At 55.6% G+C, this 12,820-nt stretch carries 10 protein-coding genes; 7 read left to right on the top strand and 3 right to left on the bottom strand.

Annotated elements, in window-relative coordinates:
• A complete protein-coding gene (locus tag NTX17_01535) occupies positions 1–1,401 on the bottom strand; it encodes a methyl-accepting chemotaxis protein (protein ID MCX5800062.1) in 1,401 nt (466 codons plus the stop codon).
• A gap of 11 nt (positions 1,402–1,412) precedes the next feature.
• Complete coding sequence (locus tag NTX17_01530; GenBank protein ID MCX5800061.1) at positions 1,413–2,006, bottom strand: chemotaxis protein CheW; 594 nt, start codon at positions 2,004–2,006, stop codon at positions 1,413–1,415.
• A gap of 567 nt (positions 2,007–2,573) precedes the next feature.
• Between NTX17_01530 and NTX17_01525 the strand changes: the two genes are divergently transcribed.
• The 5 genes from NTX17_01525 (at position 2,574) to NTX17_01505 (ending at position 7,423) form a co-directional block, all read left to right on the top strand.
• Complete coding sequence (locus NTX17_01525) at positions 2,574–3,350, top strand: hypothetical protein (GenBank protein ID MCX5800060.1); 777 nt, start codon at positions 2,574–2,576, stop codon at positions 3,348–3,350.
• A gap of 259 nt (positions 3,351–3,609) precedes the next feature.
• The gene (locus NTX17_01520; protein ID MCX5800059.1) at positions 3,610–4,668 is read left to right on the top strand and encodes an EamA family transporter; all 1,059 of its coding nucleotides are present in this window, start codon (positions 3,610–3,612) and stop codon (positions 4,666–4,668) included.
• Between the two features lie 386 nt (positions 4,669–5,054).
• On the top strand, positions 5,055–6,092 hold the full coding sequence (locus tag NTX17_01515) for an SIR2 family protein (protein MCX5800058.1): 1,038 nt from the start codon (positions 5,055–5,057) through the stop codon (positions 6,090–6,092).
• A gap of 333 nt (positions 6,093–6,425) precedes the next feature.
• A complete protein-coding gene (locus tag NTX17_01510; protein MCX5800057.1) occupies positions 6,426–7,163 on the top strand; it encodes a 6-bladed beta-propeller in 738 nt (245 codons plus the stop codon).
• On the top strand, positions 7,127–7,423 hold the full coding sequence (locus tag NTX17_01505) for a 6-bladed beta-propeller (GenBank protein ID MCX5800056.1): 297 nt from the start codon (positions 7,127–7,129) through the stop codon (positions 7,421–7,423). The genes NTX17_01510 and NTX17_01505 overlap by 37 nt, the downstream gene beginning before the upstream one ends.
• A gap of 836 nt (positions 7,424–8,259) precedes the next feature.
• Here the strand turns inward: NTX17_01505 and NTX17_01500 are convergent.
• Entirely contained in the window at positions 8,260–9,717 is a 1,458-nt protein-coding gene (locus NTX17_01500; GenBank protein MCX5800055.1) for a catalase, read from the bottom strand.
• 970 nt (positions 9,718–10,687) lie between these two features.
• Here NTX17_01500 and NTX17_01495 point away from each other — a divergent pair.
• Both NTX17_01495 and NTX17_01490 read left to right on the top strand, forming a co-directional pair.
• Positions 10,688–11,320, top strand: a complete 633-nt coding sequence (locus NTX17_01495; GenBank protein MCX5800054.1) for a hypothetical protein — start codon at positions 10,688–10,690, stop codon at positions 11,318–11,320.
• 490 nt (positions 11,321–11,810) lie between these two features.
• Positions 11,811–12,725, top strand: a complete 915-nt coding sequence (locus NTX17_01490) for a hypothetical protein (protein ID MCX5800053.1) — start codon at positions 11,811–11,813, stop codon at positions 12,723–12,725.
• The last annotated feature ends 95 nt before the right edge of the window (positions 12,726–12,820 follow it).

Below are 12,820 nucleotides of genomic sequence, written 5' to 3'. Positions count from 1 at the left end.
TCAATCTCCGATGAGGAAATCATCATTGGAGAGCGTTTCAATGCGAGACGGCTCCGCCATCGTGGAGGGGCTCTTCCAACTTTCCCCTTCCGCGAGAGCCTTCGTCTGATCGTGTACGGCCACGGCCTTACGACTCACGCGCTCGGCCTCGCGCGAAGCCTTTTCGGTGAGCCTCGAGAGCTCCTGCACTTTGGAAAGAAGCTTTCCCACCGTATCGTCGAGCCTCGACGTTATCCGTTCGAGCTCGGCGTCGGCTTCCCCGCTCTCCTGTGCCTGCTCGTCTGGTCCGAAGCCGAGGGTACGCGTCTTGATTCTCACTTCTTCTTGAGAGATGTGGATGGCGCGGACCACGGCGTCAACCTTCGTTTCTATCTCCTTGACAATAACCGCGCTGTCGTCGCTACAACCTCTTGCGAACTCCGCCAGCCTACGTATTTCTTCGGCCAGAACATTCATACCCGGCAACGACGCCCTCGCCGCCTCAACTGCAACGTTGAGTGCAAGAACCGAGGCCCTGTTCGCTATTCGCTCCGAGCTTCTCGAGAGGGCACTCGCCTTCATGAGTCCCTTGCTGAGTTCCTCGATGCCCCTCGCGGCGGTTTCGACGACTCTTGTCACTGCATCGCGAATGCTCTCCTTCTGCAGCTTCGCCCCCGGTTTCTCTTCGGACTTGCCTGCGATTGCGTGGAGCTTCTCCCTGGCCTCGGCAACGAGTCTCGATACTTCTCTGGCCGCAACGAGAACTTCCGTCGATTCGAGAAAACTTCTTTCGGCGTGAGCCGCCAGTTGTTGACTGGCTTCTCTGGTTTCGCCCAGGTCTTTCTCGACGGTGCGCATCTCTTTCACGGACGCCTTGCGAAGTTCGGAGAACTCGGGTAGCATCCTGTTGATGAGAGACACAAGCCTTTCCGTGGCACCTTCCGATTCGGGAAGGGGCACAAACGGCGAACCTATCAAGACCTCTTCGACTGAGTTGCCTATCCTCGCAAGCTCTTCCTCGAGATGGGAGAGTCTGCGTGAGACGGCGGCCTGATCCTTGTTGCCTCTGCTGAGCTGTTCAACTCGCCTTGCAAGCACGTTGAACTCGACGTCTTCCTTGAGTGGGCCGGGCAGACCGCTCTCGGGCAGTTTCGTACTTTCCGCCACCTTCAGAAGACACCTCACTCCTCTGCCTGCGACGCGCGCAACGTAAAGGAGCACCAGGAGCTCGACCACGATAAACGCCACGGCAACGGCAAGCGCTCCGAGCACCACTTTTGTCTCCCACCCCTTGGACGCAACCCACAACGAGGAAGGGTACCACCCGGTGGCGAACCACAGAGTGCCAACCAAGACGAGGGGCACAATCACAAGCGGTACGAACGCAAACAGAATCAGTCTCTTCTTCAGTGCCTCTTCCATTTTATCACTCCTCAAGTAGCGCAGCAGAGATCGGTGATTGACTTCGCCGCCGTTTGTTCCGTCTGTTCTATCCCGTGAGAGTCGCTTTTGGCTTCGGGGTTGTTTCCGGTGCGAGAGTCGCTCTCGGCAGGAGCCATGTTCTTCACTCGAGCAAGGCGGAGATCAAACAGGCGCTCGAGATGCCGTGTTCGCATATGGCAGACGTTGCCTCCGGCAATCTCAAACGCACTCATGTCCGTGCACATTTGGGGAGGCTCATCTACTCTAACGGCGAACCTGATTCCTCTTATTGAAAAGATCACAACGTACTCGTCCGCCTTTCTCCGTTGCGTCAATCCGCCGGGAGTCGAGCACACGGTCGATCCTCCAAAGAGATCAATAAGGGGGACGGCCTCACCCATGAAAAGAATCAAGCCCGTCACGCTCTTGGGAGCGCCGGGGATTCTGCTCAACCTCTCGATTTCAGTGCAACCGTGGACTGATTGTACGTCGACGAAGATACGATTGACTCGAATTCTGAGTGCTATTGTAGTGCGAGCAGGAGCGTGGCCGCCCCGCCCACCCGAGTTTGTCCCGGAGCTTACGTCGTTAGCGTCAGTTGCCATCGCTAAGAAACCCCTCTTAAGCCTCGCTCGATCAGCTGGACACAATGGTACGCTCTAACCAGTAGCAGATAGTATGCCACCAACCGCGACGCCGACCGACAAAGCTAGTGCATTGATCTGCAACACACTACGCGCACGTGACTGAGCGGCAGTCTATGGGGACCGCATCGCGGAGAGAGTCGTCCGTTGCACTTCGCAAGCCTGATTGCATAAAACGCTACGGCCCGGCGGCGGCCTAGCGTGGCGGGCGAGAAGCCCTTTGCTCGTGCCGGACCGCCGTCGAGTTTCGAACCGAGCAACTTCCTCGACACACGTGGCGGGACGAATCACAACCAAGCCGGCCTGAACCCCATTGCGGGATTTTTCCAAGTGAATTGATGAAAGTTCCGCTCTGCTCCTCTCTTTCGAGCGCGCACCCGATTCCGTCCAAATACAGACGTCTTAACTCGCTGCAACACAAGGAAGTAGAAAGCGGAGGGGCAGGGCGCGTGGCATGCTAGTTGCTCTACCTACCATTTGGAATCTGGAATTCTGCAGGTTGACTGCAGCAGAGCCCGGAGGAACCAGATGGAACCCAGAAGAACACGTTACACAGAACTCACAACCAGGAACAGGAAACTGCAGCCGACTTACCTTTTCATGATGCACTGCCTCCTCTACTCGAAAGTACAGACAGGCCCTCTTCCCAACCGTGATTGCTACGATGAAGACGTCAGCGGTTATCTCGCGCAGCTATTGAACTCGTTCATCAATCCACAGTACGTTGAGAGAGCGAAGAGTTCTCTCCTCAAGTACGACACCGAGGTGTTTCAGCGCCTGGCAAACTCGACGGACGCGAGACTGAAATACACGATCTACAAGACCAACGCAGATTTTCTTCTCGTCTCGGTCGGAATTTTCGACAATCCGGCACTGATACTGGGCAAAACACGAGACAAGGCCCGACCGTCTGAAGAGGCCTCCATTGGCAGAGGAAAGGCCTACTACCATTTCGCGTACACCTACAGTCAGCAAGTACACAAGAAAAACCCGCCAATCTCCGAAGTGCTGGAGAAACTTTCGGTGGGCTTTGACAGATACGCAAGAATCCTCTCGCACTTGAGGGGCGAATACTCCTCCATCATGAACAAACTTTCCAAGGGAGAGGTCTACCACCTTGAGAGGACCGTAGACACAGAGGGAAAGAAGGAACTAATAAAGCAAAAGCAGAACTTGCTTCTCGACGTTTACTCGGAATGGAAGAAAACCGGGGCTGAGCACCTCCAGAAGAAGCTCGATCAGATTGCAGGGGAGATCAGGACGCTGGATCCAAGCTTTGACTTCACCATCAACAAGAGCGACTAGCTGACCTCACGGCCCTTCACCCCCGGCCGAGGTCCCCCCACCCCTTCCAACTTCGGTTAGCACCGTAGCTGGAAGGGGTGTTCCTTTTTGTTGCACAGATTGGGGGCATCGCCCTACGAGGCAGACTGACCTTGCACCTTTTCCGACGGTAAAGAGAACCCTGCACATCAATTCGAAGTCTATGATATGATGCGCCCTATGCGTGGTGCCGATTAGAGACTGCCAAATCCCAGCGTTTATCAAGACGAATGGCGCATTGATGAGAACGAAAGCACAACTCTATGCTTTGTTGGCGGCGGCGCTCTTCGGTGCCAGTGCCCCGTTTGCCAAACTACTGCTAAGAAGCCTTCAGCCTCTGCAGTTGTCAGGATTGCTGTATCTTGGCAGCGGTCTTGGCTTGCTCCTTTTCAGACTGTCACAACGGTTTCTTGCCGGACCGGACCGCAGACAAGCGGCTCTCAGAAGAGATGATGTTGGTTGGCTGGTCGGAGCTGTGATATGCGGGGGCTTGCTGGCACCTGCCGTCTTGATGTATTCACTATCAAGCACGCCCGCCGCTGTGGCCTCTCTCCTTCTAAACTTTGAAGCTGTGAGCACAACGTTTATTGCTGCTGTTTTCTTCAAGGAGCAGGCAGGCCGACGTCTGTGGTTGGCCGTTGCAGTAATTACAATCGGAAGTTTGATCTTGACGGTTGATAGAGGTGCAGCATTGGGACTGTCGTTTGGTTCATTGGGGGTGCTCACCGCGTGCTTTCTCTGGGGCATCGACAACAATTTGACAAGACATATATCGGGAAAAGACCCGGTCATGATCGTTGTCATCAAGGGGTTAGGAGCTGGGAGCTTTGCGTTGGCGTTGTCCTTCTGGACTGGCTCCTCGTTAACGTCGTACTCAACTGCTTTTCTCGCCATGTTACTAGGTTGTCTCAGCTACGGTGTAAGCCTTCTCCTCTTCATCCTCGCTCTCAGAGACCTTGGTTCATCGCGCGCAAGCGCACTGTTCGGTACGGCCCCTTTTCTGGGTGCACTTGTGTCCTTCATCACTTTCCGCTACCTGCCCTCTGTGCAGTTTCTTATTTCGGTTCCAGTGATGCTCCTGGGGGCATTCTTGCTTCTCAGGGAAAGCCACGGTCATCTGCATCTTCATACCAATGTTCTGCATGAGCATCCGCATACCCACGATGAACATCATGGTCATACACATGACGACAGCGTTGAGCGCTCCTCCGAGAGACATTCGCACGCTCACAAACATGAAACATTGCAACATGAGCATGCGCATGTGCCGGACATTCATCACCGACACGAGCACCATTGAGGTTTCAATGGTCCTTTGTGGATTTGTGGACTAACTACTGTAATATCAACATATTACGGCAAATGGATGCAGCGACATCCGTCGCCGCGGCAGGCTCCCCAGATGTGCCAGTATTCGAACCGCAGAAAAGAGTCGGGAAACCACCTCTTGCTTCCGCGTCGTCTACACACAGAGGGCACCAGCCGTGGCCACATCACATATCAGCGGCAGCATGACAGTCAGACGGGTTTACCTCTACAGTGGCTTCGTGAGTGGAAGGCAGACACCGTCTTCCCTTGATACTAATTACGCCGAGAGATCTCATTGACATTCAAATATCACCATTGTACCCTTAGCCTTGTTCTTCACGCTAGATGTCTTGGTCGGTTGAGCGAGGTGAACGCATCATGAAAGTCGTGCTCTTTCTGGGCGCGGGCTTCTCGGCGGCCTTCGGGTTGCCGGTTATGAACGAGTTCCTCAGCTTTGCCAACGCCAGTCCACGACTCACACCAGAGCAGAAGAAGTTTCTAGATGCCCTCACCCTGGAAGCCCGAGGCGCGAACAGTTTTCTCCAAAGCAGGCCCACTAATCTTGAGGATATTCTCTCCTTCGCTCTGATGAAGGAGCGCCTAACCCCTGCTCAGGGGAGTCCAGAGAGCCCAGGCGAGCTCATGAAGATGATTCTGCATAGGATTTACACCCAAATTCCATTAGGCTCCAAGTACTGGTCTGGATACGAAGTCTTCAAGAAGTTCCTTAACTTAGACCTCCAGCAGTCGCCTCATAGCCTATGCTTCGTGACCACTAACTACGATTTGAATATAGAGTGTGCCCTAAGTCAGATGTTTGTCTTCGCCAATCCAGGCTTCAACTTCGCGGCTGGCAGAGCGCAACGTTCCGGGAACTTCTATACTCCAAAGGGGATACCGGTCTTCAAGCTGCATGGGTCGGTCAATTGGTTTGAACGAGCAGGCGAGCCAGACACCGTCGATGTGGAGGAGGGCATGACCAGCATTCGGTGGATGGTAGGCAACACAGCGGAGACTGGACCCATCCCAGTCGTGTGCTCACAGAATTATGTCGTCCCAGGCTCTCCAGTGATAGTTGCGCCTTCGTTTCTAAAACCTAATTTGCGAGGCCCGATGGGCCAAGTCTGGACGGGTGCCAGGAAAGTACTGGGAGAGGCGGATATGCTTGTGTTTGTCGGATACAGTTTTCCACAGTCTGACACGGAAATGAAGTACTTCCTTGCCACGGCGTTGGTCGATAACCCTCGCCTTAGCAGAATAGTGATAGTGGACCCTGAAGCTGATGCCATAGCTCGCAGGCTGAGGGATGAAAACAGCAAGTATGGGTCGCATTTCCGCGAACTACTCTTTGAGTCTAAGTTCGGCTGGACAGACGGCGTGATTTCCCATGACACTCGTTCTGTCGTTAAGATGTAGCCCGCCTTGCACCGGACGGAGCCTCCTCAAGTTGTACGATTTGCGAACCATTAGGGTCGAGATAGCAAGAAGTATTGCAGGATAGTTGTCGGATAGAGCCTCAGTTCGTCGATGCCCCGATTTCCAGCCTTGCAAGCCAAAACAGCACCAGTTAATGGAACGCCACCAGAGGTTTTCCCTTGTGTTGGTGGTATTTTGGTGATATAATTCCCTCCGTAGCACGCGAACTTAACTAATACCGGTTTTCCGATTCCTTGGTTTCCACATAGTATCGCACTAGACGGGGGTTGGTGGGCCTGCCAACACGCGGATCATCCCGACCAGCAGCTGCTGGTGCCGACGATAGTTGGACGTTTCAATCTTAACCACGAGGTTGCCATGAGAAAGTGCGCCGTGATTCCGCTCGTCGTCATCTGCGCTCTGCTCCCTGCCGCAGCATGGAGCCAATTGCCACCCGCCTGCTGCACCCAGTGGGGCAGCGAGGGGACGGGGCGCGGGCAATTCGACTGGCCTGAAGGTGTCGCGCTTGATGCTGATGGCTACACCTACGTTGCGGACACTTACAACCACCGCATCCAGCTGTTCAGAAGCGATGGCGGGTACATCCTTCAGTGGGGCAGCGAGGGCACCGGGCCTGGGCAATTCTATGAGCCCTGTGCTATCACGCTTGACACCGATGGCAACGTCTACGTCGCCGACCTAGGCAACCATCGCATCCAGAAATTCACTAACATTGGTGGCTACATCACCAAGTGGGGAGGCTGGGGCACCGGACCTGGGCAGTTCTACGGGCCCCTCGGTGTCGCGGTTGATGCCAGTAGCAACGTCTACGTCTCAGACCCAGACAACGATCGCATACAGAAGTTCACCAGTAGCGGCGGTTACATCACCGAGTGGGGCAGCTATGGCACGGGGCCGGGGCAGTTCGGCTGCCCCCATGGTGTCGCGGTTGATGCCAGTGGCAATGTCTACGTCGTGGACGAAGGCAATGATCGCATCCAAGTTTTCACAAGCAGCGGCGGGTACATCACCGAGTGGGGCAGTTCCACTACCCTCGCGGTATCGCGGTAGATGCCAGTGGCAACGTCTACGTCGGGGATACCTGCAACCATCGCATCCAGGTTTTCACAAGCAGCGGGACCTATATCACCGAATGGGGCGGCTTGGGTACTGGGCCGGGGCAGTTCCAGGGGCCCCACGGTATCGCGTTTGATGCGAGCGGCAACGTATACGTCGCGGACAAAGGCAACTACCGCATCCAGGTGTTCTGCTACGGGCAGACAGCTGTTGAGAGCACGACCTGGGGCAGGATCAAGAACATGTTCAGGTAACCGCCTGCCTTAGATAAGGGGTACAACCGAGGGGCTGGCCACACGCCGGCCCCTCCTGCTTGTACGCCCAGCATGATGTTCACCTTGGAGGTGCAAGTCCTCCCGAGAGCTGGCCATAGCGATCGAAGCGAAGCGCAACTGCGGAAGGGTAACTGACCGTGGGAAGGAAGCGTGGAGCGAAGCCGCGGGCCGACGTACAGAAACCGGATTGGAGGCGACGCCGATCAGGGCGAGCGGGCAAGTGACCGCGAAGCTCTCATGGTCAAAGATCAGGCGGCGTAAATCCGGCGGTCGTGCGGCGAAGGGTGCATGTCTTATCTGGGGAGATCTTGCCTTACGTCTGAAAGGGCGACCCTGCTGAAAAGTGGGAGGCAAGAAGTCAGCAGAGGCCATAGTATCTGCCTCAGGCGGAGAAGGGCCGAACAGAAAGAAGAGCAGAGGGAACGATGGGCCTCAAAGGTACACGGCCTCAGATGTCCGGGCAACTGGAGCTCCCGCTAGGTGGCAGGGGTGAACCCCCGAACTACCAGCGGAGCGAGGAAGTACCGATGGCGGCACACGAGACCGGAAGCTCAGGGAGGAGACCAGCTTGGAGTACCTCGGCTGGTCACCTCACGATTCACTTTCTGAACCGCCCGGTGCGGACCCGCATGCCGGGTGGTGTGGCAGGGGATGTCGGGGAATACCCGACACCCCTATGCCGATTGGTGGCCGCATGCGATACTCACAGGAGCAAGCGCTGATGCAGCAACCCCCGTCGCCACCGCGGGCTCCCCAGGTAGGACTCGAACCGACACTCTGCCTTTGAGCTACCAAATGCGATATTCCACTCCGCGCTACCCTTCTGTGGGGACTTCGCTCAGGGAGATACCCAGTGCCTTGGCCACCCCTTTGCCGTAGGCCGGATCGGCCTTCAGGCAGTTGCCGATGTGGCGGTCCTTCACCTCACGCGGCGCGTCTCCAAGGGCGCGGCCGGTGTTGGCAAAGAGCACTGCTTGCTGCTCGGCGCTCATCAGCCGGAATAGCAGACCGGGCTGGGAGTAATAGTCTTTGTCCTCGCGGTGATTCCAATGGTCCGCGGCCCCTTCCAGGCTGAGCGGTGGTTCAGCAAAATCCGGCTGCTCTTGCCACTCGCCGTAACTATTGGGTTCGTAGCCGAGGGTGCTGCCGTGGTTGCCGTCAACCCGCATGGCGCCGTCGCGATGGTAACTATGAAATGGGCAGCGGGAAGCATTGACCGGGATCAGATGGTGATTTACGCCGAGTCGGTAACGCTGGGCGTCGCCGTAGGAAAACAGTCGCCCCTGCAGCATCTTGTCAGGTGAAAAGCCGATGCCGGGCACGACGTTGGCCGGGTTGAAGGCCGACTGTTCGACCTCCGCAAAATAGTTTTCCGGGTTACGGTTCAGCTCGAGGACACCCACCTCGATCAGCGGATAATCCTTGTGGAACCAGACCTTGGTAAGGTCAAAGGGGTTGTAGGGGCATTTCGCCGCATCCTTCTCCGGCATCACCTGAATAGACAGAGTCCAACGGGGAAACTCGCCCTTCTCGATGCTTTCGTACAAGTCGCGCTGGTGGCTTTCCCTGTCTTTGCCGATGATCGCCGTGGCCTCGTCGTCGGTCAGGTTGCGGATTCCCTGTTGCGTGCGGAAGTGAAACTTGACCCAGTACCGTTCATTCTTCGCGTTGATAAGACTGAAGGTGTGGCTGCCAAAGCCGTGCATGTGGCGGTAGGAACAGGGAATGCCCCGGTCGCTCATGACGATGGTGACTTGATGTAGCGCCTCCGGCAGCGAGGTCCAGAAGTCCCAGTTATTGCGGGCGCTGCGCATGTTAGTGCGAGGATCCCGCTTGACGGCGTGGTTGAGGTCGGGGAACTTGAGTGGATCACGCAAAAAGAATACGGGCGTGTTGTTACCCACCAAGTCCCAGTTTCCTTCCTCGGTGTAAAACTTCATCGCGAAGCCTCGGATGTCACGCTCGGCGTCAGCCGCGCCGCGTTCACCGGCCACCGTAGAAAAACGGATGAAGAGTTCGGTCTTCTTTCCCACTTGGGAGAATATCTTGGCCTTGGTATAGCGGGTTATATCGTGGGTGACGGTAAAGGTGCCGTACGCGCCTGAACCCTTGGCGTGCATGCGGCGCTCCGGGATTACCTCTCGATCAAACTGGGCGAGCTTCTCCAGGAACCAGACATTCTGCAACAGCATCGGCCCGCGCCGCCCGGCGGTCATTACGTTTTGGTTGTCAACGACGGGGGCGCCGGCGTTGGTAGTGAGTTTCTTCTTCATTTTTCCTCCTTCTTGCGCCAAGCGCAATGCGTCAATTTCACGCCGGAGCGCCTGAGCCCATCCTTGCAGTGGGTCATTCGCCTCTTCAGCACTTCCGGCTCAGACTTCATGTCGTATCTCTTCGATATCGTTTTCATTCGTAGGTAGTAATGTACCTCAAACTAGTCCTCTTGTCAGGTCCGATTCTTAGCGGACTACTCATAGGCTGTGCATGGCACGCCCGGAACAGCGGGGACGCTACATGCTTCCAGATGCCGAAGTGACTGTACATCATGGACTCGCGCAGGCAGGAAAAGCCGTCCCCAAGGGCGTGATATGCCTTCGGTTCGCAAGAGCGGGCTTGAACAGGGCGTTCCGGGGCTCCCTGAAGTTCTCTCTTGTCTGCGGGAGTTCCTGCTCCCGCCGCTGAAGGCGGCTTCCGGGCAAGCGTTGATTACCAAGGATTGGAGCGCGGGCGGCCCATGGGTACCCGCCGGTCGGCATAGGTAGGCGTGAACGCGACGGAATCGACAGGAGCTCGAGGAAATCTACTCGCGGGATCTCGCGTTAGAACGGAACCGCTGAAAAAGACGCGCTGAATCTTGCCTCCTCAAGTTGTACGATTTGCGAACCATTAGGGTTGACGTACCAAGACGTGTATAACTTGTTCGTTCCTCGAATATTAGGGTGTGGGGAGGTAGAACATTGTCCTGCCAAGGGGCAATGAGTACCCAAATATGCTTTCCTCACCACAACCACAGATGGTGAAGGCCGGTGCACGCCAAGCGCTCATGTGGGTCCAAGCTTGCGTCACGTGCTATCGGAGTGTTATGCTTAGGCTGTGGCTGGGCAGGTTGAATGTTGATCGGTAGCGCCTGGGAAATCTCCGGGCTGTGCTATTGGGTCAAGAACATGTTGTCAGCAGCGAACCCAGCCTTCTAAAGGGATCGGAGAGGTGTCCAGGACATTGCCTGCAATGGGAGGCGACACCATGAAAGCGTTCGCGATCTCGATTGCCTTGATTTGCCTTTGTTATCCTACGTTGGTTATTGCCGAGGGAAACCTGCACCCGCAGCCCGTGCTCATAATGCGAAATAGCGAAGTCAACGAGGCACCGGCAGATGTATGCACGTTTCGCGGTGAGAACCCTGAAGCACCGATGCAATGCTATGCCGAAAAGCTGACCGCAGGGAATTTCGGTTTCCTCAGTGTTCACGTTGGTTTGGCACCGAACGGTTTCACTGGAGTTGCGTTCGGTATTCGTGCAAACGGGTCTCCCGTGACATTTCTTGGATTTGTTCCATGTCCCGGTTTCTCGATAGTTGTGTCTAATCCGGGGATACCTTCAGCCATTATGGTCACGTCCTCTACTGGATGCCGGGCGTCTTGGGAGGCTGTGGGCTATCTTGAATATGTGTGTTCAGGCACAGGTCCTACTTACTTTGATATTGTTCCGAATGCTGACTTCCCTGACTTCAAAGTGGTCAACTGCGACTACACATTTGACCTGTCGATACTTGGAGTGGGGGCTCAATGGGGTGGCATGCAGGAGTTGGAGTGTGTTTATGGCTGGGACAGCATTGAATCCACCACCTGGGGCAAGGTCAAAGCGATGTTTAGATAACCCACTGCCTCCCCAGGGTGGACGATGTTAGAACTTTTTGCTTGGTGGCGAGCTCGGGCGTTTCGAATTAGGGCAGCGCAGGAGGCCGTATCATGTGACGGCGTTTTCTCTTGTATTATTAACGAGTTAGTGATATGATATGAGTTGTGTTAACTCAGGGGGCGGGAGATTAGATTTGTGTAAACGACCTTGACGTGGGAGACACGGGTGCAGCTCAGGTTTTGGCCCATTCGAGTGCCCTCCCCAGCGAAGAAGTTTGAGCCTCATCGGTGAGAGATGAGGCTTTTTTGTTGTGATGAGGCGAGCCAGACGGGGCAGTGTGCTCTTTGCAGGGTAGGTAGCTTGAGATACAGCAAGTAGCGGTCAGGCCTTGCGAATCAAGCTCGCATGCGTTAGGCCAGGAGTTTTGCCGAGGAGAAGTAAGAGTAGCCTTTTGCCAGAGGTGTTCACGCTTCAGTGTACACGTCACGTTTGGCAAGGAGGAAGAGCCATGTCAGTTCGCGTGTGTGTAGTGTCGCTGCTCAGCGTTCTTGTTTTGGTCTTGTTTGGGTTCTTGATTGTGGGTGGAGGTACAGCACGTGTGGATGGGGTCAGGGTATCTGGAGCGATGGGGAGTGTGGGATGTGCTGGTGGCGATGATTTGGCCAATGGTATCGGCGGCTTTGCGAAGGACGCGACCTTTGTTCTGCCTGGCGTTGGGAGCCAGGCGCAGCCCGCTGGGCCAAATGCTTCAGCGCCTTCAGTGGCTTCAGGTGCTCCTGTTATTGATGTGGGAGCGCGGAGAGCTGGTGTGAGTGAGGATTGGTTGGGGAAGGTGAAGGCGCAGATTGAACGTGAGGAGTACAAGGCGTCGGTCAATGAGCGTGGGTTACAGGCGCCGAACCGTGCGCACAACTTGCGGACGTATTTTGTGGATGGTGGGATTGAGGTCGTTCCGCGTAAGGGCGAGGATGGGGATTCGTGGAGTTTCAGCTGGCGTACGTTGGCATGGGGGCGTGAAGGACGGCTGGTGGATGTTACGGGGGTATCCGTTGAGCCTGTGGCAGACGGGTCGCGTGTGACATATAGCCGTGAGGGTTTGGATGAGTGGTACGAGAACAAGAAGGAAGGGTTGGAGCAGGGGTTTAGGGTGATGGAGAGGCCTGAGGCTGAAGGGCTCCTCTGTATAGAGGGGAGCGTTGGGAGTGGGCTTCGGGCTGAGTTTCGTGCGGAGGATGGAGCTATCGATTTCATGGATGGGTATAGTGTGCGTGTGCTTCGTTACGCTGAGCTTCACGTTCGTGACGCAGGTGGTCGTGAAGTTCCTTCGCATCTCAAGCTAGAAGGTGACAGGGTTGCGATTGTTATTGATGATGCTGGTGCGGTAGTATGGATCTGGCTGGAGTCAAGTATGTTTTTTGTGTGAGAGGAGAGCGATTTACCGACGATCATCAGGCTAGTATTCGTGTGTTGGTTACCACATCTTCTTCAGTTCGTCCGGAGCTGCCTCTGTCTGAGCAC

Source organism: Candidatus Eisenbacteria bacterium (assembly GCA_026388185.1).
GTDB lineage: Bacteria > Eisenbacteria > RBG-16-71-46 > JAFGJU01 > JAFGJU01 > JAPLKG01.
The sequence above is the reverse complement of the archived record's forward strand: the minus strand, read 5'-3'. Positions and strand labels throughout refer to the sequence as shown.

Coding starts and splice junctions, on each gene's coding strand:
- NTX17_01535 (MCX5800062.1), bottom strand. CDS start 1,401: ATGGAAGAGGCACTGAAGAAGAGACTGATTCTGTTTGCGTTCGTACCG.
- NTX17_01530 (MCX5800061.1), bottom strand. CDS start 2,006: ATGGCAACTGACGCTAACGACGTAAGCTCCGGGACAAACTCGGGTGGG.
- NTX17_01525 (MCX5800060.1), top strand. CDS start 2,574: ATGGAACCCAGAAGAACACGTTACACAGAACTCACAACCAGGAACAGG.
- NTX17_01520 (MCX5800059.1), top strand. CDS start 3,610: ATGAGAACGAAAGCACAACTCTATGCTTTGTTGGCGGCGGCGCTCTTC.
- NTX17_01515 (MCX5800058.1), top strand. CDS start 5,055: ATGAAAGTCGTGCTCTTTCTGGGCGCGGGCTTCTCGGCGGCCTTCGGG.
- NTX17_01500 (MCX5800055.1), bottom strand. CDS start 9,717: ATGAAGAAGAAACTCACTACCAACGCCGGCGCCCCCGTCGTTGACAAC.
- NTX17_01495 (MCX5800054.1), top strand. CDS start 10,688: ATGAAAGCGTTCGCGATCTCGATTGCCTTGATTTGCCTTTGTTATCCT.
- NTX17_01490 (MCX5800053.1), top strand. CDS start 11,811: ATGTCAGTTCGCGTGTGTGTAGTGTCGCTGCTCAGCGTTCTTGTTTTG.